General features: G+C 70.6%; 16 protein-coding genes. 13 read left to right on the plus strand and 3 right to left on the minus strand.

Features of this window, described 5'->3' with window-relative positions:
* The first annotated feature begins 41 nt into the window (after positions 1 to 41).
* Positions 42 to 1,733 (plus strand): BACON domain-containing protein, encoded by a 1,692-nt coding sequence (locus ACZ48Z_RS38295; RefSeq protein ID WP_468740517.1) that lies wholly within the window; start codon positions 42 to 44, stop codon positions 1,731 to 1,733.
* A 78-nt stretch (positions 1,734 to 1,811) separates the two neighbouring features.
* Here ACZ48Z_RS38295 and ACZ48Z_RS38300 read toward each other — a convergent pair whose 3' ends face one another.
* Positions 1,812 to 2,633: a DUF3109 family protein gene (locus ACZ48Z_RS38300; protein ID WP_468740535.1), complete on the minus strand. Its 822-nt coding sequence runs from the start codon at positions 2,631 to 2,633 to the stop codon at positions 1,812 to 1,814.
* A gap of 134 nt (positions 2,634 to 2,767) precedes the next feature.
* Between ACZ48Z_RS38300 and ACZ48Z_RS38305 the strand changes: the two genes are divergently transcribed.
* The 4 genes from ACZ48Z_RS38305 to ilvD all read left to right on the plus strand — a co-directional run bounded on the left by ACZ48Z_RS38305 (position 2,768) and on the right by ilvD (position 7,780).
* Positions 2,768 to 3,709 (plus strand): Ppx/GppA family phosphatase, encoded by a 942-nt coding sequence (locus ACZ48Z_RS38305; protein WP_468740518.1) that lies wholly within the window; start codon positions 2,768 to 2,770, stop codon positions 3,707 to 3,709.
* Between the two features lie 140 nt (positions 3,710 to 3,849).
* On the plus strand, positions 3,850 to 4,674 hold the full coding sequence (locus ACZ48Z_RS38310; protein ID WP_468740519.1) for a sugar phosphate isomerase/epimerase family protein: 825 nt from the start codon (positions 3,850 to 3,852) through the stop codon (positions 4,672 to 4,674).
* A complete protein-coding gene (locus ACZ48Z_RS38315; protein WP_468740520.1) occupies positions 4,671 to 5,390 on the plus strand; it encodes a TetR/AcrR family transcriptional regulator in 720 nt (239 codons plus the stop codon). Before ACZ48Z_RS38310 ends, ACZ48Z_RS38315 begins: the two co-directional genes overlap by 4 nt.
* 536 nt (positions 5,391 to 5,926) lie before the next feature.
* The gene (ilvD, locus tag ACZ48Z_RS38320) at positions 5,927 to 7,780 is read left to right on the plus strand and encodes a dihydroxy-acid dehydratase (protein ID WP_468740521.1); all 1,854 of its coding nucleotides are present in this window, start codon (positions 5,927 to 5,929) and stop codon (positions 7,778 to 7,780) included.
* Positions 7,781 to 7,835: 55 nt separating this feature from the next.
* On the opposite strand, the gene ACZ48Z_RS38325 is transcribed toward ilvD, so the two are convergent.
* A complete protein-coding gene (locus ACZ48Z_RS38325; RefSeq protein WP_468740522.1) occupies positions 7,836 to 9,929 on the minus strand; it encodes a serine/threonine-protein kinase in 2,094 nt (697 codons plus the stop codon).
* Positions 9,930 to 10,110: 181 nt separating this feature from the next.
* On the opposite strand from ACZ48Z_RS38325, the gene ACZ48Z_RS38330 reads away from it, so the two are divergent.
* The 8 genes from ACZ48Z_RS38330 (at position 10,111) to proC (ending at position 15,474) form a co-directional block, all read left to right on the plus strand.
* On the plus strand, positions 10,111 to 10,428 hold the full coding sequence (locus ACZ48Z_RS38330; RefSeq protein ID WP_468740523.1) for an SH3 domain-containing protein: 318 nt from the start codon (positions 10,111 to 10,113) through the stop codon (positions 10,426 to 10,428).
* Between the two features lie 20 nt (positions 10,429 to 10,448).
* Positions 10,449 to 10,781 carry a hypothetical protein gene (locus tag ACZ48Z_RS38335; protein WP_468740524.1) on the plus strand — a complete coding sequence of 111 codons (333 nt, stop codon included), beginning with the start codon at positions 10,449 to 10,451 and terminating at the stop codon, positions 10,779 to 10,781.
* A gap of 69 nt (positions 10,782 to 10,850) precedes the next feature.
* The gene (locus ACZ48Z_RS38340; RefSeq protein WP_468740536.1) at positions 10,851 to 11,156 is read left to right on the plus strand and encodes an SH3 domain-containing protein; all 306 of its coding nucleotides are present in this window, start codon (positions 10,851 to 10,853) and stop codon (positions 11,154 to 11,156) included.
* A 43-nt stretch (positions 11,157 to 11,199) separates the two neighbouring features.
* Complete coding sequence (locus ACZ48Z_RS38345) at positions 11,200 to 11,709, plus strand: EamA/RhaT family transporter (protein ID WP_468740525.1); 510 nt, start codon at positions 11,200 to 11,202, stop codon at positions 11,707 to 11,709.
* A gap of 85 nt (positions 11,710 to 11,794) precedes the next feature.
* Positions 11,795 to 12,574: a class I SAM-dependent methyltransferase gene (locus ACZ48Z_RS38350; RefSeq protein WP_468740526.1), complete on the plus strand. Its 780-nt coding sequence runs from the start codon at positions 11,795 to 11,797 to the stop codon at positions 12,572 to 12,574.
* A gap of 397 nt (positions 12,575 to 12,971) precedes the next feature.
* On the plus strand, positions 12,972 to 13,787 hold the full coding sequence (locus ACZ48Z_RS38355) for an ABC transporter ATP-binding protein (protein WP_468740527.1): 816 nt from the start codon (positions 12,972 to 12,974) through the stop codon (positions 13,785 to 13,787).
* Entirely contained in the window at positions 13,784 to 14,575 is a 792-nt protein-coding gene (locus tag ACZ48Z_RS38360) for an ABC transporter permease (RefSeq protein ID WP_468740528.1), read from the plus strand. The genes ACZ48Z_RS38355 and ACZ48Z_RS38360 overlap by 4 nt, the downstream gene beginning before the upstream one ends.
* A gap of 86 nt (positions 14,576 to 14,661) precedes the next feature.
* Positions 14,662 to 15,474 carry a pyrroline-5-carboxylate reductase gene (gene proC, locus ACZ48Z_RS38365; RefSeq protein WP_468740529.1) on the plus strand — a complete coding sequence of 271 codons (813 nt, stop codon included), beginning with the start codon at positions 14,662 to 14,664 and terminating at the stop codon, positions 15,472 to 15,474.
* A 104-nt stretch (positions 15,475 to 15,578) separates the two neighbouring features.
* On the opposite strand, the gene trpS is transcribed toward proC, so the two are convergent.
* On the minus strand, positions 15,579 to 16,673 hold the full coding sequence (trpS, locus tag ACZ48Z_RS38370) for a tryptophan--tRNA ligase (protein ID WP_468740530.1): 1,095 nt from the start codon (positions 16,671 to 16,673) through the stop codon (positions 15,579 to 15,581).
* Positions 16,674 to 17,371: the final 698 nt, after the last annotated feature.

The raw sequence follows: 17,371 nt of genomic DNA on the forward strand, positions 1-17,371 counted from the left end.
GGTGCAAGAAGGGGCCATGTTCCGCCCCCTACGGTCCACGGATGATGAGCAGCAGTCCGGAGACCTCGACCCGCACCACCGGCGCGCACCGGGCGCAACGGGAGGAGCGTGACCGCGGTGCCGCGCGCACGCTGGCGCAGCGGCCACCCGCGCGCTACGAGCCGTACCTGGACGGACTGTTCACCTACTGCCTGTCCGTGCTGTGCGACCACGACACGGCGACCACGGCCCTCGGTGACGTCCTCGCGCTCGCCGAGAGGCGCGGCGGCCCGGACGCGGCCGGTGACCGCAGGTCCTGGCTGTACGCGCTGGCCCGCTGGGCCTGTCTGCGCAAGCTGGCCGAGGCCAAGCAGAAACGTCAGACCACGCACGCGGCAGGACGTAACGGAGCGTCCCAGAAGTCCACCGAGGCCCCGGTAGCCGAGGAGCTCCAGGAGACCCGCCGCCGCGAACTCTCCCTGCTGGCCTGGCCGGAGGCGGCCGGTACGACCCCCGAGCAGCGCGAGGCACTCGAACTCGCCGTACGCCACCACCTCGCCGCCCACGAGGTCGCCGCCGTCCTCGGCATGGACCTCGCCGGCGCCCGCGAACTGCTCGCCTCCGCCGCCTGCGAGGTCGAGCGCACACGCGCGGCCCTCGCCGTCGTCGAGACCGGCGACTGCCCGGGCGTGGCCCGCCTCACCGGTGACAACCAGTTCGTGCTCAGCTCCGCCCTGCGCCGCGAACTCGTACGCCACGTCGACGACTGCCCGCGCTGCCGCCGCAGTGCCGAGCGGGCCGTCCCCGGCCGCTGGCCCGGCGCCATGATCACCCCGGCCGAGCTGCCCGTGCTCGAAGCGCCGCGCGCGGCCCTGCACATGGCGCTCGCGCACCCGCCACGCACGCGTGGCGCCGCCGTGCCCCGCTTCGACCGGCGCGGCTTCCCGATGGACCCCAAGGACCGCGCGGCCCGCCGTGACCGTCTCCGCGCGCGTGCCGTCACCACGACCGTCGTCGCCACCGTCGTCGCCGCCCCCGTGCTCGCCCTGTGGGCCGCCTACCGGGGCGGCCCCGGCGAGGGGGTCGACGGGCACTCCGCGAGCGCCAGTGAGGCGCACGGCCCCGGCAGCCTGGACGGCGAGACGGCGAGCGGCGGCTACCAGAACGCCGGCAACGCCCGCACCAAACCCGGCAACCGCTTCGCGAAGGACGGCCGCCCCGACGTCTCCGTGGAGGTCGTGAGCGTCGCCGGAGCCGGCAAGAAGGGCGCCGGGCACCTGGAGGTCGGCGCCGACAACACGGGTGACACCACCCTGGTCACGCTCACCGCGACCGGCGCCGCCCCGGTCCGCTGGTCGGCCACCACGGGGGCCTCCTGGCTCTACCTCAGCCAGTCCTCGGGCACGCTGAAGCCCGGTGAGTCGTTGACGATCAAGGTGTACGTCGACCACCTGCGCGAGCCGTCCGGCCCCTGGAGCGCGCGCGTGGCGATCGCGCCGGCCGGAGCGGTCGTCACCATCCAGGGCTACGGCACGGCACCCACCCCGTCCGGCCCCGGCCGGCCGGGGACGCCGCCGCCCGGCCCCGGCTCCAGCCCCACGGCCTCGGCCCCTTCTGACCCCACCCCGAGCGACCCGCCGTCCTCGTCCCCCACCCCCGACCCGACCCCTACGGACCCCGCCACGTCCGACCCGGCGACGCCGACGCCATCGCCGACGGACAGCGGCGACCCGAGCCCGTCCTCGTCGTCGTAGGCGGCAGGCAGCGACAGGCAGGCGACGGGGAGGCGTCGAGCGGGCCGCGTTGGCCGGGCAGGTCGGGAGGGGGAGCGCTCAGCCGACCGGACCCGCCGGGTCCACCGGCCCCACCGGATCCGCCGGATGCGGTGCCAGCAGGGGCAGCTGGGAAGCCAGCCGCTCCTCGCACAGCTCGACGAGACGGTCGTAGCCCGCCTTGCCCATCAGCTCGATCAGCTCGGGCCGGTAGGACACGTACACCGGGTCACCGGCGCCGTGCGCCGAGGTCGCCGACGTGCACCACCAGTGCAGGTCGTGGCCGCCCGGACCCCAGCCGCGCCGGTCGTACTCGCCGATCGACACCTGGAGCACGCGCGTGTCGTCGGGCCGGTCGATCCAGTCGTACGTCCGCCGGACCGGAAGCTGCCAGCAGACGTCCGGCTTGGTCTCCAGCGGCTCGCGGCCCTCCTTCACGGCCAGGATGTGCAGCGAGCAGCCCGCGCCGCCCGCGAACCCGGGCCGGTTCTGGAAGATGCAGGAGCCCTGGAAGGGCCGGGTCTGCCGGTCGCCGTCCTCGTCCTCCGAGACCCAGCCGCCCGCAGTGCCTTCGGCATGGTGCTGCCACAGGTCCGGAGTGAGACGCGCCACATGTTCGGCGACCCGCTTCTCGTCGTCCTCGTCGGAGAAGTGGGCACCCAACGTGCAGCACCCGTCGTCCGCCCGGCCCGCCTGGATGCCCTGGCAGCCGCTGCCGAAGATGCAGTTCCAACGGGAGGTCAGCCATGTCAGATCGCATCGGAAGACCTGCTCTTCGTCCCCCGGATCCGGGAACTCCACCCACGCGCGCGCGAAGTCGAGCCCCTTCTCGTCGGCCTCCAGAGCCTTCCTGGCCCGCCGCGACTGCTTCGGTGGCTTCACCTGGGAAGAACCGGCGCCAGCTGTGGCCGCTTTGTCGTCCTTCACCTTTTTCGTCTTTGGCACGCGTCCAGGGTAAGTCGCCCGAGCCCCCTCCGGAGACAGTCGAACGCCCAGCTGGCAGTAGCGTTCCCTATATGAGACTCGGTGTCCTCGACGTGGGATCGAACACGGTGCATCTGCTGGTGGTGGACGCACACCCTGGCGCGCGCCCCTTGTCCGCGCACTCGCACAAGGCGGAGCTGCGCCTGGCCCAACTCCTCGACGAGGACGGAGCGATCGGTCCCGAAGGGGTCGAGAAGCTGGTCTCGGTCATACAGGAGGCCCGTCAGGCCGCCGAGGACAAGGGCGTCGAGGACCTGCTCCCGTTCGCCACCTCCGCCGTCCGCGAGGCCAGCAACGCCGATGACGTCCTCGCGCGCGTGAAGGCCGAGACCGGCGTCGAGCTCCAGGTCCTCACCGGCGCCGAGGAGGCCCGACTGACCTTCCTCGCGGCCCGCCGCTGGTTCGGCTGGTCGGTGGGCAAGCTCCTCGTCCTCGACATCGGCGGCGGCTCCCTGGAGATCGCCTTCGGCATCGACGAGGAACCGGACGCGGCGGTCTCCCTGCCGCTCGGCGCGGGCCGCCTCACCGCGGGCTGGCTCCCCGGCGACCCCCCGGACCCGGACTCCGTCAGGGCGCTGCGACGGCACGTCCGCGCCCAGATCGCCCGCACGGTCGGCGAGTTCAGGCGCTTCGGCGCCCCGGACCACGTGGTCGCCACGTCGAAGACCTTCAAGCAGCTCGCCCGCCTCGCAGGCGCGGCCCGCTCCACGGAGGGCCTCTACGTCCAGCGCGAACTCAAGCGCGAGTCCCTGGAGGCCTGGGTCCCGAGGCTGGCCGGTATGACGACGGAACAGCGGGCGGAGTTGCCGGGAGTCTCCGAGGGCAGGGCCAACCAGCTCCTGGCCGGCGCCCTGGTGGCCGAGGGCGCGATGGACCTGTTCGGCGTGGAAACGGTCGACATCTGCCCATGGGCGCTCAGAGAGGGCGTCATCCTGCGCAAGCTTGACCACATGGGTTCCGCGCAGGGCCTATAGCGGAGCGGGGCTGTGACACCTACGGCTCCACCGCGCGGGCGCGTGCAACCGCGACGCACTCCCACCCGCCCAGTGGCGAACACCACAACGGCCGATGGGCGCCCCATACCCACCCGGCCGAACCCCTTAGGCTGACCGTCGTGGCAGAACCAGTCGTACGGATCCCGGACGCGAAGGTCGCCCTCTCGACGGCCTCCGTCTACCCGGAGTCGACGGCGACGGCCTTCGAGATCGCCGCACGCCTCGGCTACGACGGCGTCGAGGTCATGGTGTGGACCGACCCCGTCAGCCAGGACATCGAGGCCCTGCGCCGCCTCTCCGACTATCACGGCATCCCCATACTCGCCGTGCACGCCCCCTGTCTGCTCATCACACAGCGCGTGTGGTCGACGGACCCCTGGGTCAAGCTCCAGCGTGCCCGCGCGGCCGCCGAGAAGCTGGGCGCGAGCACGGTCGTCGTACACCCGCCGTTCCGCTGGCAGCGCCAGTACGCGCGTGACTTCGTCAGCGGGATCTGGCGCATGGCGAACGAGACGGACGTACGGTTCGCCGTCGAGAACATGTACCCCTGGCGCTACCGCGACCGCGAGATGCTCGCCTACGCCCCCGACTGGGACGTCACCAAGGACGACTACCGGCACTTCACGATCGACCTCAGTCACGCGGCGACGTCCCGGACCGACGCGCTGGACATGGTCGACCGGATGGGAGACCGGCTCGGCCACGTGCACCTCGCCGACGGCAAGGGCTCCGCGAAGGACGAGCACCTGGTGCCCGGCCGCGGCAGCCAGCCCTGCGCCGAGCTGCTCGAAGGGCTCGCGCTGAGCGGCTTCGACGGCCATGTCGTCATCGAGGTCAACACCCGCCGCGCGATGTCCGGCGCCGAACGCGAGGCCGACCTCGCCGAGGCCCTGGCCTTCGCACGCCTCCACCTGGCCTCGCCGGTGAAGGTGCCACGGCGATGAGCAACCGCGACGGGAGCCCTACGGCGACGAGTCGTGACGGTGCCCCGGCTCCCGGCGACCGTGCCGGTGCCGCCCCGGCTCCCGGCGACAGCACCGGCGCCGCCGCGGCCGACGTCACCGCCCGGAAGCGCGGCCGGCCCCGCCGTACGGAATCGGACGCGGCCGGCACCCGCGACCGCATCCTCGGCGCGGCCCGCGAGGAGTTCTCCGAGCGGGGCTACGAGAAGACGTCCGTGCGCGGCATCGCCAAGGCCGCCGGGGTCGACGCGGCCCTGGTCCACCACTACTTCGGCACCAAGGAACAGGTCTTCGAGGCGGCCGTGGAGGTCGCCGCCGCGCCCGCGCTCAGCGGACCGGACGCGCTCGGCGAGGGTCCTCCGGAGGACGTGGGAGAGCGGCTGACCCGTTTCGTCTTCGGTATCTGGGAGAACCCGGCGACGCGCATGCCGATCCTGGCGATCGTGCGCTCCGCCGTGAACAACGAGACCGCGGCCACCGTCTTCCGCCGACTCGTCGCCACCCAGCTGCTGCGCCGCGTCGTCGACCAGCTGGACCTGCCGGACGCGGAACTGCGGGCCGAACTGGCGGCCGCGCAACTCGTGGGGACGGCCATGCTCCGCTACGTGATCAAGGTGGAGCCGCTGGCGTCGACTGACATCGAACAGATCATCGCGCGGGTGGCCCCGGTGGTACAGGGCCACTTGACCGGCCCCTGACCGGCCCCTGACCGGCCCCTGACCGGCCCCTGACCGGCCCCTGGCGGGGCCCGGGCTGGCCTCTGACCGACTCGGACGGGCCCCTGGCCGACCGGGGCTGGCCTCTGGTCGACTCCGGGCCAGCCTCGGGCTGACTCCGGACCGAGCCAGGCCCGGCCTCGGCCCGGCTCCGGACCGGCTTCTGCCCGGGCACTGACCGGCTTGGACGGACCCCTGATCGACTTTGGACCGGCCTCGGACCGACCCCGGACCGGCTTCTGACCCGCCCCGCCCCGGATCCAGACGGACCCTGACCGGCTCGGGGACGGGCCTGGGGAACGGGCCCCGACCGACCGGGCCGGCCCCCTGACCGGCCCGGCCGGTCGGGGCCCCAACCGACCGGCCCCCGACCACCCCGCCCCCGAGACGGACATCCCGCATTCCGGACACTGCGTCCCGACCCCTGGATGACGGGCGTAGGCTCGTGAGAAGTCAGAAGTCTCATACGACGGCCGTCTCGAAGTACCCGACGTCCGTCTGCGAAGGAGCGAGCGACGATGCCCGAGCTGAGGTCCCGCACAGTCACCCACGGCCGCAACATGGCGGGCGCCCGCGCCCTTATGCGCGCCTCCGGTGTACCGGGTGCCGACATCGGGCGGAAGCCGATCATCGCGGTCGCGAACAGCTTCACGGAGTTCGTGCCCGGCCACACCCACCTCCAGCCGGTCGGCCGCATCGTCAGCGAGGCCATCACCGCCGCCGGAGGCATCCCGCGCGAGTTCAACACGATCGCCGTCGACGACGGCATCGCGATGGGCCACGGCGGCATGCTGTACTCCCTGCCCTCCCGCGACCTGATCGCGGACTCGGTGGAGTACATGGTCGAGGCCCACTGCGCCGACGCCCTGATCTGCATCTCGAACTGCGACAAGATCACCCCGGGCATGCTGAACGCCGCCCTGCGCCTCAACATCCCCACGGTCTTCGTCTCCGGCGGCCCGATGGAGTCCGGCCGCGCGACCCTCGTGGACGGCACGGTCCGTACCCTCGACCTGGTCGACGCGATGTCCGAGGCCGTGAACGAGAACATCTCGGACGCGGACATGCTCCGTATCGAGGAGAACGCCTGCCCGACCTGCGGCAGCTGTTCCGGCATGTTCACCGCCAACTCGATGAACTGCCTGACCGAGGCCATCGGCCTCTCCCTCCCCGGCAACGGCTCGGTCCTCGCCACGCACACGGCCCGCAAGCAGCTGTACGTCGACGCGGCCGACACCGTCATGGACATCACCCGGCGCTACTACGAGCAGGACGACGAGACGGTCCTGCCGCGCAACGTCGCCACCATCGCCGCCTTCGAGAACGCGATGGCGCTGGACATCGCCATGGGCGGCTCCACCAACACGATCCTGCACCTGCTGGCCGCGGCCCAGGAGGCGGAGGTCCCCTTCGGCCTGGAGGAGATCAACGAGGTCTCCCGCCGCGTGCCGTGCCTCGCGAAGGTCGCCCCGAACGTCGCGAAGAACCGCACGTACTACATGGAGGACGTGCACCGCGCGGGCGGCATCCCGGCGCTGCTCGGCGAACTGCACCGCGCGGGCCTGCTGCGGGAGGACGTCCACTCGGTCCACAGCCCCTCCCTCGCGGACTGGCTCAAGACGTGGGACGTCCGCGGCGGCTCCCCGTCCCCCAAGGCGCTGGAACTGTGGCACGCGGCCCCGGGCTGTGTCCGCTCCGCCGAGGCCTTCTCCCAGTCGGAGCGCTGGGAGGCCCTGGACGAGGACGCCGCCGAGGGCTGCATCCGCAGCGCCGAGCACGCGTACTCCAAGGACGGCGGCCTCGCCGTACTCAAGGGCAACCTCGCGGTCGACGGCTGTGTCGTGAAGACGGCTGGCGTGGACGAGTCGATCTGGCGGTTCGAGGGCCCGGCGGTCGTCTGCGAGTCGCAGGAGGAGGCCGTCCAGAAGATCCTCACCCAGCAGGTCAAGGAGGGCGACGTCGTCGTCATCCGCTACGAGGGCCCCAAGGGCGGCCCCGGCATGCAGGAGATGCTCTACCCGACCTCGTACCTGAAGGGCCGAGGCCTCGGCAAGGCGTGCGCCCTGATCACCGACGGCCGCTTCTCCGGCGGCACGTCCGGCCTGTCCATCGGCCACGCCTCCCCGGAGGCGGCGGCCGGCGGCACCATCGCCCTCGTCGAGAACGGCGACCGCATCCGCATCGACATCCCCGGGCGCACGATCGAGCTCCTGGTCGACGACGCCGAACTCGCCCGCCGTGAGGCCGCCCTGGGCGGCGTGTACGCCCCGAAGAACCGCGAGCGCAAGGTCTCGGCCGCGCTTCGGGCCTACGCGGCGATGGCCACGAGCGCCGACAAGGGCGCGGTGCGGGACGTGTCGAAGCTGGGCTGAATCCCGCAGCACCACGAGACACGGGGCCGTCCCTTCGGGGGCGGCCCCTTCTCGGTCACCAGGCGGACGGGTCGCGGGCGTCCACAGCGAAGACGGTGCCGTCGGGGGCCGTGGCGTAGAGGTGGCCCTTGGCGAGGACGGGCTTGGGCAGCGCGCCGGCGACAGTGCCGGCGTTCGAGCCCAGGCGAGCCGGGGTCTGCCCGACGAGTCGTCCCTGACTGGCGTCGACGGCCAGCAGACGTCCGTCTGCCGCGGTGAAATAGACATGGCGGCCGTCGGCGAGCGGTACGGATGCGCGGCTCACGGACGTCTCGAGATTCCAGAGTCGCTTGCCCACCTCCGTGTCCACGGCATCCAGAGAGCCGCTGACAGCCAGTACGTAGACCACGTTCCCGCGCACGGTGGCCTGGGCGTCGGCGCGCCCCACGGGGAGCTTCACCCGGCGCGACGACTTGGACGCCGGGTCGTAGCGGACGACGGCATCCGTGTCGCCGTACAGATTGTTCGTGGAGAGGAAGAAGACGGATCCGTCGTGCACCCCCACGAGGGTCAGGTTGCCGCTCAGCCTTGCGTCCCAGCGCACGGCCCCGGTGGCCGGGTCCACAGCGGTGACCCGAGTGCTCCGGGCATCGCCGGAAAGGTTCGTCGTGTACGCCAGCGGGTCTCCGGCGAACGAGACGAAGGACGGCATGGGCTGACCCGGTATCCGCAGACTCCACTGTGTGTCGCCCGTCGCGGCGTCCACGCCGTTGACCGTTCCGTCGAGGAGGGTCAGCAGGAGCGTGCCTCCCGTGACTCGCATTCCGTAGTGTGCGGGCAGGGTCCGCCGCCAACGTGCCTTGCCTGAGGAGGGATCGAGCGCTTCGAGCTGTTGCCCCTCGTCCACCATCGGCTGCACGAGGCCGCCCGCGACAACTGGTGCCTTGCTCGGACTCGACTCGGCGACGGAGCGCCGCCACAGCAGGGTGCCGTCGGACGGGTCCATGGCGAAAACGGTGCCGGGTTGCGCACAAATCAACTGCCGTGCTCCGTACGAGCATTGCCCCGTACCCGTGACTTTCGGCAGCGGGTCGGTCCTCCAGCCGCCGAACCCGGAAGCCGTAGCCGTGGGCTTGACTCCGCCGTTCGCCGCGGCGCCGCTGTTGTCACCGAGCCACTGAACGGAAGCGAAGACGCCGACCAGCGCGAGTACGACCGCGACGGTGGCGAAGACTGCCTTTCTGGGCGGACGCCTTTTGAGTTGTGGGGCTTGATTCCCCGTCTCCGGTCTCGGCACGTCATCTGTGTGCCGGGTCGGTACGAAGACCTGTGTGTCGTAGGAGGCCGCCACCGACCGCAGCTCCCGCATCAACTCGTCCGGAGTCGGCCGGTCCTCGGGCTCCTTCGCGAGACACCGCACGATGATCGGCGCGAGATTCGCCGGTACGCCGGTCAGGTCCGGCTCGTCGTGCACGACCTGATAGGCGACGACGTACGGACTGTCGGAGTCGAACGGCCCCCGCCCCGTGGCCGCGTGCACCATCACGGACCCGAGAGCGAAGATGTCGGCGGCAGGCCCGACCTCCCGCGGCCGCCGGAACTGCTCGGGCGCCATGAACGGCGGAGTCCCGATCAACTTCCCGGTCTCCGTGCGCAGTTCGCTGTCCTTTGGCCGAGAAATGCCGAAGTCGATGACCTTCGGCCCGTCCTCGGCGAGCAGCACATTGCTCGGCTTGAGATCCCGGTGGACCACCCCGACCCGATGGATGTCCCGCAGTGCCTCGGCGAGCCCGGCCATCAGCCGGCGCAACTCGGCGGGCGCCATGGGCCCGTTCCGCTTCACCTGGTCGGAGAGCGTCGGACCGGGAATGAACAGCGTGGCCATCCAGGGCCGTTCGGCATCGGGATCGGCGTCGACGACGGACGCGGTGAACGCCCCGCTCACTTTCCGGGCCGCGGCCACCTCCTGCCGGAAACGCCCCCTGAACTCGGGGTCCTTGGCGAACTCGGTGTGTACGACCTTCACCGCGAGCTTCATCCCCGAGGTGCTGCGCGCGACGTGCACGACGCCCATCCCACCGGACCCGAGGCATGACTCCAGCCGGTAGTGACCGGCGTACTCGGGAAGTTCCGCTTCCGCGCCCGCTCCGGTGTTGCCCTGTGGCGCCATGGAACCACCCCCGTGCTGATCGTCCGCGCGCGCGACGCACGGAGCCTAGTCGATGACGCGTACGAGACAGAGGCGGCTTGCTAGTGTCCGCGTGCGAGTTGCGTACATGTGTTTCATGGCGTGATTCAGGGGAATCAACGGGTCCCATGGCAGTCATGGGAACCAACGGGGGAGGTTTTTCATGTCTGTTGACCGCGTGGACGAGACCGGGAACGTCGAGGAGGCCGAGGGCCTGACGGCAGCGGTGTCAGTTCGGTACTACTCGGTCGCACCCGGAGTCCGGCTCAACGTCCGCAGTGGCCCGGGCACGAGTTACAGCGTTGTGCGAGTACTGCCTGAGGGCTCCAAGGTGCCGATCTACTGCCAGACCCCCGGCACTTCGGTGGCCGGTCCCTATGGCACCAGCAACATCTGGGACAACATCAGCAACGGCCAGTACATCTCGGACGCCTACGTCCTCACCGGCAGCGACGGCTACGTCGCCGACCGCTGCTCCTGAGTCTCATCGGGGAGATCCTCATGACATCCATGAAACGCAGATCCGTCATGCTCTTGGGTCTCGCAAGCGCCTTCCTCATGGTGGGCGCCGCCAATGCCGAGGCCGTCTACTACTACGACATCGCCCCGGGCCTCCAACTGAACGTCCGCCGAGGTCCGGGTTCGCAGTACGGCATCATCCGTGTCCTGCCGGAGGGCGCGAAGGTGGCGATCTACTGCCAGACCCCGGGCGAGACGGTGTCGGGCTACTACGGCACGTCGAACATCTGGGACAACATCGCCAATGGCCAGTTCGTCTCGGACGCGTACGTGAAAACCGGCAGCGACGGCTACGTCGCCTCCCGCTGCGCCTGACCTCGCCACCGATCCTCGTCACCGATCCCGGGGGATCCACCCATGACATCTCTGAGACGCAGATCCATCATGCTCGCGGGCCTCACCGGCGCCTTCCTCATGGTGGGCGCCGCCAACGCCGAAGCCGTCCGCTACTACGACATCGCCCCGGGCATCAAACTGAACGTCCGCAGCGGCCCCGGCTCGGGCTACACCCTCGTGCGCGTACTGCCCGAGGGCGCGAAGGTGACGATCTACTGCCAGAGGCCGGGCGAGACGGTGTCGGGCTACTACGGCACGTCGAACATCTGGGACAACATCGACAACGGTGAGTACGTCTCGGACGCGTACGTCAACACAGGCAGCGACGGCTACGTGGCCGCACACTGCTCCTGATCCCGAAGGGAGCCCGCCCCCGTCCCGGAGCCATAATCGTCCCGTGAGCGACGAATCCGGCACCCAGGACATCCCCGCGGGCTCCCCAGCGGGCGGCCCCCGCCCCGAACCGATCCGCTTCTTCGGCACGACCTGGGCGAACCACGACAACGGCTACGCCCTCCGCCGCGTCGGCGTGGCCGTGGGCTCCCTCGCCGCGGCCGTCGCCTCCTGCCTGATCCTCCGCTTCGCCTACGAGGGCCTCCAGATCGCTGACACCGGCAGCTTCGTGACCGTCCTCGTCATCGCCATGTTCGCCATCTGCAGCGCGCTGGCCTTCCGCAACACCTGGGCCGGATTCGGCAAGCGCCCCGACCCCGACCGCCAGGCCTCCCTCCGCGGCCTGCTCGCCATCGGCTTCGTCGGCTCACTGCTCGCCTACTTCTTCCGCTCCCTCACCGAGGCGCCCGGCGAGAAACTCCATCGCGAGGAGTACGAGACGGCACTGAAACTGCACGCGAAGCGGAGTACCCGCCGCACCGGCGACCCCTCGAAGAAGAAGCGCCGCCGCTGAACCAGCCGGGATCCGCACTGTCCCCGCCCCGGTTTCTCACCGAAAACTCAGCGCACTCCACACCCGCCCCGGCCACCATGGCCCCATGACGGCTTCCTTCCACACCACCCGCGCCCACTCCTTCAACGCCGCCGCAGCACAGTACGCAGCCAACCGCCCCTCCTACCCGCCCGCCCTCTTCGACGCCATCGAGGAACTCGCCGGCCGCCCCCTCGCCGGCGCCCGCATCGCGGACATCGGCGCCGGTACGGGCATCGCGACCGCACTGCTGCACGGCCGGGGCGCCGAGGTCGTCGCCGTGGAGCCCGGAGACGGCATGGCCGAACAGTTCCGCCTCGCCCACCCGGACATACCGATCATCAGGGGCGACGGCAACGACCTCCCCCTCCTAGCGGACTCCGTCGACCTCCTGACCTACGCCCAGTCCTGGCACTGGACCGACCCCGCACGCGCGGTCCCGGAAGCCCTCCGTGTCCTGCGCCCCGGCGGCGCGCTCGCCCTGTGGTGGAACACCCACGCCCTCGACGTGCCCTGGATCACCGCTCAACTGGACCGCATCGGCGAGCACTTCAAGGCCTACGGCGCCCGCCCGGCCGTACAGGTGAACGGCAGCGGCACCCGGTCCGCCCACGCCGATCCCACCGGCGGCCTGGACTTCGCGGAGCGCATAGTCCGCTGGAGCCGCCACGTCCCCGTCGACACCCACCTCGCCAACATCGGCAGCCACTCGCTGTTCCTGGTCGCGGGCGAGGAACAGGCGGGCGCGTTCCTCGCCGAGGAGCGCCGGATCCTGCTGGAGCTCTTCCCCGACGGAACCGTCGAGGAGACCTACGACGTCGAGCTGCTGGTCACCACCACCGCCTGACCCATCCGACTCCAGCCCCGGAACGGGGCCTGCCCCAGCCCCACCGGCACGACAACCACCACCACCGTCACCCTCCCGCCCGCGCCCGCGTCACAGCATCCGCGCGCCCTCAACTCGGCTGAGCGACGCCGAAAACCAGGGGCTGCACCCGACCTGGTGCAGCCCCTGCGAGATGCCTTGGCCCACGCCCCACCACCCCCCCCACACACACCGGCTTCCCCCGCGTCCTGTGTCTCGGCACCCTGCGTACCCCTGCGCACCCTGCGGCCGTCAACTGGTGGTGCGGTGGGCCGAGGTGTGAGGGCTGCAGGCCGGACTTGGCGGTCACCTCCGCGCGCCCGCGCCGCCGAATGCAACCCGCTTGACGGCCCCAACCCGCAGGAGCATTATTCATCGCATGATGAATAAAGTCGCGCGGCCACCCGACAACAGCACGGAAGACGGCCCGGCCACCCCCGCCGTCCATGCCGACGACCTCACCGTCGTCCGAGGCCCCCGCACCGTCCTGCGCGGCCTCGCCTTCGACGTACCCCGCGGCCAGATCACCGGCCTCCTCGGCCCCTCGGGATGCGGCAAGTCCACGCTGATGCGCTCGATCGTCGGCACCCAGGCCAAGGTCACCGGCACCCTCGACGTCCTCGGCCACCCCGCCGGACACACCTCACTCCGCACCCGCATCGGCTACGTCACCCAGGCACCCTCCGTCTACGACGACCTGACCGTCCGCCAGAACCTCGACTACTTCGCCGCGATCCTCGCCCCCGGCCGCGCGGCAGCCGACCGCCGCCACTCCGACGTCACCCGGGCCATCACCGACGTCGACCTCACCACCCACGCCGACTCCCTCGCCGGCAACCTCTCCGGCGGCCAGCGCAGCCGCGTCTCCCTCGCCGTCGCCCTCCTCGGCACCCCCGAACTCCTCGTCCTCGACGAACCAACCGTCGGCCTCGACCCCGTCCTGCGCCGAGACCTCTGGAACCTGTTCCACGACATCGCGGCCCGCCGCGGCGCCACCCTCCTCATCTCCTCCCACGTCATGGACGAGGCCGAGCGCTGCCACCGACTCCTCCTGATGCGCCAGGGCGGGATCCTCGCCGACGACACCCCCGAGGCCCTGCGCACCCGCACGAACTCCGACACCGTCGAGGAGGCCTTCCTCCGCCTCGTCGACCAGGCCGCCGAGGCAAGCCGCACCAAGGAGCCCACGCGATGACCACGACGACCCCGACCCCGATCAGGCCCGCGCCCGCCCCCACCGGCGCCCTCAGCCTCTCCCGCACCACCGCCACCGCGGCCCGGGTCCTGCGCCAGCTCCGCCACGACCCACGCACCATCGCGATGCTGATCCTGATCCCCTGTGTGATGCTGCTCCTGCTGCGCTACGTCTTCGACGGCAGCCCGCGCACCTTCGACAGCATCGGCGCCTCCCTCCTCGGGATCTTCCCGCTCATCACGATGTTCCTGGTCACCTCCATCGCCACCCTGCGTGAACGCACCTCCGGCACCCTCGAACGCCTCCTCGCCATGCCGCTGGGCAAAGGCGACCTCATCGCCGGCTACGCCCTCGCCTTCGGAACCCTCGCGATCATCCAGTCCGCCCTCGCGACCGGCCTCGCCGTCTGGTTCCTCGGCCTCGACGTCACCGGCAGCCCCTGGCTCCTGCTGCTCGTGGCCCTCCTCGACGCGCTGCTCGGCACCGCCCTGGGCCTGTTCGTCTCGGCCTTCGCCGCCTCCGAGTTCCAGGCCGTCCAGTTCATGCCGGCCGTGATCTTCCCCCAGCTCCTCCTCTGCGGCCTCTTCACCCCCCGCGACAACATGCACCCCGCCCTGGAAGCCATCTCCGACGTCCTCCCCATGTCCTACGCCGTCGACGGCATGAACGAGGTCCTCAGGCACACGGACATGACAGCGACCTTCGTACGGGACGCCCTGATCGTGGCGGGCTGCGCCCTGCTGGTCCTGTGCCTGGGAGCGGCGACCCTGAGGCGAAGGACGGCGTAGGGGACTGGCCGGGGGTGCGTTTCACCCACGTCCCGCCCACCGGACACCGCCCCTGCCCCCAACTGACCGGTGCCAGACTGAACCGCATGAGCCAGAAAGTCGCAGTCCTCGGCACCGGCAAGATCGGCGAAGCCCTGCTCAGCGGAATGATCCGCGCCGGCTGGGCCCCGGCCGACCTCCTGGTCACCGCCCGCCGCCCCGAGCGAGCCGAGGAACTCCGCACCCGCTACGGAGTCGCCCCGGTCACCAACGCGGAAGCCGCCAAGACCGCCGACACGCTGATCCTCACGGTCAAACCGCAGGACATGGGCGCCCTCCTCGACGAACTCGCCCCGCACGTCCCCGCCGACCGCCTGATCATCAGCGGTGCCGCCGGTATCCCCACCTCCTTCTTCGAGGAGCGCCTCGCCACCGGCACCCCGGTCGTCCGGGTCATGACCAACACCCCCGCCCTGGTCGACGAGGCCATGTCCGTCATCTCCGCCGGCACCCACGCCACCGGTGATCACCTCGCGCACACCGAGGAGATCTTCGGCGCCGTCGGCAAGACCCTCCGCGTCCCCGAGTCCCAGCAGGACGCCTGCACCGCCCTCTCCGGCTCCGGACCGGCGTACTTCTTCTACCTGGTCGAAGCCATGACGGACGCCGGTATCCTGCTCGGCCTGCCCCGCGACAAGGCCCACGACCTGATCGTCCAGTCTGCGATCGGCGCCGCGACGATGCTCCGCGACAGCGGCGAACACCCGGTGAAACTCCGCGAGAACGTCACGTCCCCCGCGGGCACCACCATCAGCGCCATCCGCGAACTCGAGAACCACGGCGTACGGGCCGCCCTCATCGCCGCCCTCGAAGCCGCCCGCGACCGCAGCCGCCAACTGGCCTCCGGCAACAAGGACTGACCCCCCGGGCGCGGTCACCGCACCGCGCCCACCACGCAGGCTTCGGCAGCGAGGCCAGGATGCGGCCGGCGCCTCGCATCGCGCCCCACCACCAAGGCCCAGCCCTACCGGGCAGCGTTCAGCACGCTCCCGCTCCGGCTCCCGCCCGCGCCGCTGACGGCTCCGGTATCGGCCGAGTCGATATCGACGACATCCCCATCAGCAACTGCCGGCAGCAGCCCGATCGCGCGATAAGCGGCATCCACGGTCGGCCGCGCCATCGCCCGCGCCCTTTCCGCGCCATCCCGCAGCACCCCCTCCACATAGCCAGGATCCGCGCACAACTCCTTGTGCTTGTCCTGCACGGGCCTCAAGACCTCGACCACGGCCTCGGCAGTGTCCTTCTTCAAGGCGCCGTACGACTCATATACACCGCTCAGCTCCGATGGGTTCCCACCCGTGCAGGACGCGAGGATCTCCAGCAGGTTCGCCAGACCGGGCCGGGCCTCCCGGTCGTACACGACCTCCCGCCCGCTGTCGGTCACGGCCCGCATGACCTTCTTCCGCACGGCGTCCGGCTCGTCGAGCAGATAGACGATCCCGGGCCCGGAGTCGTCCGACTTCCCCATCTTCGAGGTCGGCTCCTGCAGATTCATGACCCGCGCGCCCACCGTCGGCAGGGTGGCCCGTGGCACGACGAACGTGTAGCCGTACCGCTGGTTGAACCGCACAGCCAGATCCCGTGTCAGCTCCACATGCTGAGCCTGGTCGTCCCCGACCGGCACCTCGTCGGCCCCGTACGCCAGGATGTCCGCCGCCATCAGCACGGGATAGGTGAGCAGTGACAGCCGCACACTCCCGCCCCGCGCCCGCTCCCGAGCGGCCTTCTCCCTGTACTGGATCATCCGCCGCATCTCGCCGTCCGTGGCCACGCACTCCAGCACGTACGACAGCCGCGCGTGCTCGTCCACATGACTCTGTACGAACACGGTGCACAGCTCGGGATCCAGTCCCGCCGCGAGCAGCAGCGTCGCGGCCTGCCGACTCAGCCGGCGCACCCGCGCCGGATCATGGTCGACGGTGAGGGCATGCAGGTCGACGATGCAGAACAGCGACTCCGCCCGGTGCTGGTCGTCCGCGACCCACTGCCGCATGGCTCCCAGGTAGTTCCCCAGCGTCAGATGCCCCGTCGGCTTGACCCCGCTGAAGACCCGCGTCATCTCTCCACCTCCTGGTCGAGACCGCCGCCCCGGCCGGCCGACCCTCAGGAGTCCTGGAGGTGGAAACAAGAACGGCCGCCGAGGCGGCGGCCGTTGAGTGCATACGTGACTACGGCCGCCGTCAGGCGGCCCACCACTGCTGGGTGCACGTACGCGATGTCATGCAGGCCAGCGTACGCCTGCAGGGGCCCGTCCGGACCTGAGTTGACACTCCCCAGCCCGGTACGTAGTGTTCTCCGAGTTGTCCGACGTGAGCGCCGACCCCGGTCGGTCCCCGGACAGCCATTCCGCAAGACCAGCCAACAAACGACGACAGTCACTCTGTCTGCCGTCGCCACATTGGCGTGCGTATTCGCGAAATGAGGAATCCACGTTCGAAAGGACGGTGGCCCCCGATTAGCTCGGGAGCCGGGAATCCGCTAAAGTCTCACTCGTCGGAACGGCCCAACAGCCGGGAAGGCAAGCCCCCTCTGACTGGGAATCAGGCCCGAAAGGATCTGATAGAGTCGGAACCGCCGGAAAGGGAAACGCGGAAGCGGAAACCTGGAAAGCACCGAGGAAATCGGGCCGGGAAACGGTCTGGTAGAGTCGGAAACGCAAGATCGAAGGGAAAAAGCCCGGAGGAAAGCCCGAGAGGGTGAGTACAAAGGAAGCGTCCGTTCCTTGAGAACTCAACAGCGTGCCAAAAATCAACGCCA

The sequence above is a fragment of the Streptomyces sp. NPDC031225 genome (genome assembly GCF_055570355.1).

Bases quoted from the DNA above. Each gene is read 5' to 3' on its own strand.
- ACZ48Z_RS38295 (WP_468740517.1), top strand. From the start codon at position 42: ATGATGAGCAGCAGTCCGGAGACCTCGACCCGCACCACCGGCGCGCAC.
- ACZ48Z_RS38305 (WP_468740518.1), top strand. From the start codon at position 2,768: ATGAGACTCGGTGTCCTCGACGTGGGATCGAACACGGTGCATCTGCTG.
- ACZ48Z_RS38315 (WP_468740520.1), top strand. From the start codon at position 4,671: ATGAGCAACCGCGACGGGAGCCCTACGGCGACGAGTCGTGACGGTGCC.
- ilvD (WP_468740521.1), top strand. From the start codon at position 5,927: ATGCCCGAGCTGAGGTCCCGCACAGTCACCCACGGCCGCAACATGGCG.
- ACZ48Z_RS38325 (WP_468740522.1), bottom strand. From the start codon at position 9,929: ATGGCGCCACAGGGCAACACCGGAGCGGGCGCGGAAGCGGAACTTCCC.
- ACZ48Z_RS38330 (WP_468740523.1), top strand. From the start codon at position 10,111: ATGTCTGTTGACCGCGTGGACGAGACCGGGAACGTCGAGGAGGCCGAG.
- ACZ48Z_RS38335 (WP_468740524.1), top strand. From the start codon at position 10,449: ATGACATCCATGAAACGCAGATCCGTCATGCTCTTGGGTCTCGCAAGC.
- ACZ48Z_RS38340 (WP_468740536.1), top strand. From the start codon at position 10,851: ATGCTCGCGGGCCTCACCGGCGCCTTCCTCATGGTGGGCGCCGCCAAC.
- ACZ48Z_RS38350 (WP_468740526.1), top strand. From the start codon at position 11,795: ATGACGGCTTCCTTCCACACCACCCGCGCCCACTCCTTCAACGCCGCC.
- ACZ48Z_RS38355 (WP_468740527.1), top strand. From the start codon at position 12,972: ATGATGAATAAAGTCGCGCGGCCACCCGACAACAGCACGGAAGACGGC.
- ACZ48Z_RS38360 (WP_468740528.1), top strand. From the start codon at position 13,784: ATGACCACGACGACCCCGACCCCGATCAGGCCCGCGCCCGCCCCCACC.
- proC (WP_468740529.1), top strand. From the start codon at position 14,662: ATGAGCCAGAAAGTCGCAGTCCTCGGCACCGGCAAGATCGGCGAAGCC.
- trpS (WP_468740530.1), bottom strand. From the start codon at position 16,673: ATGACGCGGGTCTTCAGCGGGGTCAAGCCGACGGGGCATCTGACGCTG.